Annotated in this window: 2 rRNA genes; both read left to right on the top strand. The window is 58.9% G+C overall.

Annotation, left to right across the window (positions count from 1 at the left end):
- A 16S ribosomal RNA gene (locus N553_RS0100025) occupies positions 1-1,447 on the top strand; the annotation flags it as partial.
- A gap of 454 nt (positions 1,448-1,901) precedes the next feature.
- Positions 1,902-2,339 (top strand): 23S ribosomal RNA (locus N553_RS0100020); the annotation flags it as partial.

Raw genomic sequence — 2,339 nt, 5'->3', positions numbered from 1 at the left:
CCAGCTTGCTGGTCTGATCAGTGGCGAACGGGTGAGTAACACGTGAGCAACCTGCCCTTCACTCTGGGATAACCACGGGAAACGGTGGCTAATACCGGATATGAGACGTACACGCATGTGTCGCGTCTGGAAAGATTTATCGGTGAAGGATGGGCTCGCGGCCTATCAGCTTGTTGGTGGGGTAGTGGCCCACCAAGGCGACGACGGGTAGCCGGCCTGAGAGGGCGACCGGCCACACTGGGACTGAGACACGGCCCAGACTCCTACGGGAGGCAGCAGTGGGGAATATTGCACAATGGGCGCAAGCCTGATGCAGCGACGCCGCGTGAGGGATGACGGCCTTCGGGTTGTAAACCTCTTTCAGCAGGGAAGAAGCGCAAGTGACGGTACCTGCAGAAGAAGCGCCGGCTAACTACGTGCCAGCAGCCGCGGTAATACGTAGGGCGCAAGCGTTGTCCGGAATTATTGGGCGTAAAGAGCTCGTAGGCGGTTTGTCGCGTCTGCTGTGAAAACCTAAGGCTCAACCTTGGGCTTGCAGTGGGTACGGGCAGACTAGAGTGCGGTAGGGGTGACTGGAATTCCTGGTGTAGCGGTGGAATGCGCAGATATCAGGAGGAACACCGATGGCGAAGGCAGGTCACTGGGCCGCAACTGACGCTGAGGAGCGAAAGCATGGGGAGCGAACAGGATTAGATACCCTGGTAGTCCATGCCGTAAACGTTGGGCACTAGGTGTGGGGCTCATTCCACGAGTTCCGTGCCGCAGCAAACGCATTAAGTGCCCCGCCTGGGGAGTACGGCCGCAAGGCTAAAACTCAAAGAAATTGACGGGGGCCCGCACAAGCGGCGGAGCATGCGGATTAATTCGATGCAACGCGAAGAACCTTACCAAGGCTTGACATACACCGGAAAAGTGCAGAGATGTGCTCCCCGCAAGGTCGGTGTACAGGTGGTGCATGGTTGTCGTCAGCTCGTGTCGTGAGATGTTGGGTTAAGTCCCGCAACGAGCGCAACCCTCGTCCCATGTTGCCAGCGGGTTATGCCGGGGACTCATGGGAGACTGCCGGGGTCAACTCGGAGGAAGGTGGGGATGACGTCAAATCATCATGCCCCTTATGTCTTGGGCTTCACGCATGCTACAATGGCCGGTACAAAGGGCTGCGATACCGCGAGGTGGAGCGAATCCCAAAAAGCCGGTCTCAGTTCGGATTGGGGTCTGCAACTCGACCCCATGAAGTCGGAGTCGCTAGTAATCGCAGATCAGCAACGCTGCGGTGAATACGTTCCCGGGCCTTGTACACACCGCCCGTCAAGTCACGAAAGTCGGTAACACCCGAAGCCAGTGGCCCAACTCGTAAGAGAGGGAGCTGTCGAAGGTGGGACTGGCGATTGGGACTAAGTCGTAACAAGGTAGCCGTACCGGAAGGTGCGGCTGGATCACCTCCTTTCTAAGGAGCATCTGGCATCAGGTTGTCCTGTCATGGGGTGGCTGTGGTGTCCAGGCCCGTTGTCCCTGCCGAACGAGTGGGGGACGGTGCTCGAGGGTGGAACATCGACTATGGCCGGCTTTCGAGCTGGTGGCGCCTAGTACGCCGCAACCTTTCGGGGTTCGGGTGGGAACGGTGGCTGCTGGGGTTGGGGGTCGGCTGGGCACGCTGTTGGGTCCTGAGGGAACAGCCGGAAGGTTGTGGTCCTCGGGGTCGCTACGGATCTGCGTCATGCCTTCGGGTGTGGGGTGGGTGCGAGGGACTGCGGGCTGGTACCGCTCGGTCGAACCGCTTGCGCGATCGGCACCTTGTTGGGTGTTGGTGGTGGGGGTAGGCGCTGGGGTGAGGGTGTCAGAGCCGGTCGTAGCTTGAGAACTGCACAGTGGACGCGAGCATCTTTTTGAATGATCTTTGTGGTCAAGTTTATAAGGGCACAGGGTGGATGCCTTGGCACTAGGAGCCGAAGAAGGACGTTGTAGCCTGCGATAAGCCTCGGGGAGTTGGCAAACGAACCGTGATCCGAGGATGTCCGAATGGGGAAACCCCGCACGAGTCATGTCGTGTGACCCGCACCTGAATATATAGGGTGTGTGGAGGGAACGGCGGGAAGTGAAACATCTCAGTACCGCCAGGAAGAGATATTCCGTGAGTAGTGGCGAGCGAAAGCGGATCAGGCCAAACCGTGTACGTGTTCAAGCCGGCAGGCGTTGCGTATACGGGGTTGTGGGACCTTTCAGCTGGTTCTGCCGAATCAGCAGGGAGTCAGAAAGTCGCGTCATAGTCGAAGGGCATTGAAAGGCCCGGCACAGAGGGTGTGACCCCCGTAGACGAAATGGCGTGGCCTCCCGAAGGG

Origin of the sequence: Cellulomonas sp. URHE0023, assembly GCF_000688475.1 — a bacterium.
GTDB lineage: Bacteria > Actinomycetota > Actinomycetes > Actinomycetales > Cellulomonadaceae > Cellulomonas.
This window is presented reverse-complemented; position numbering and strand designations above follow the sequence as displayed.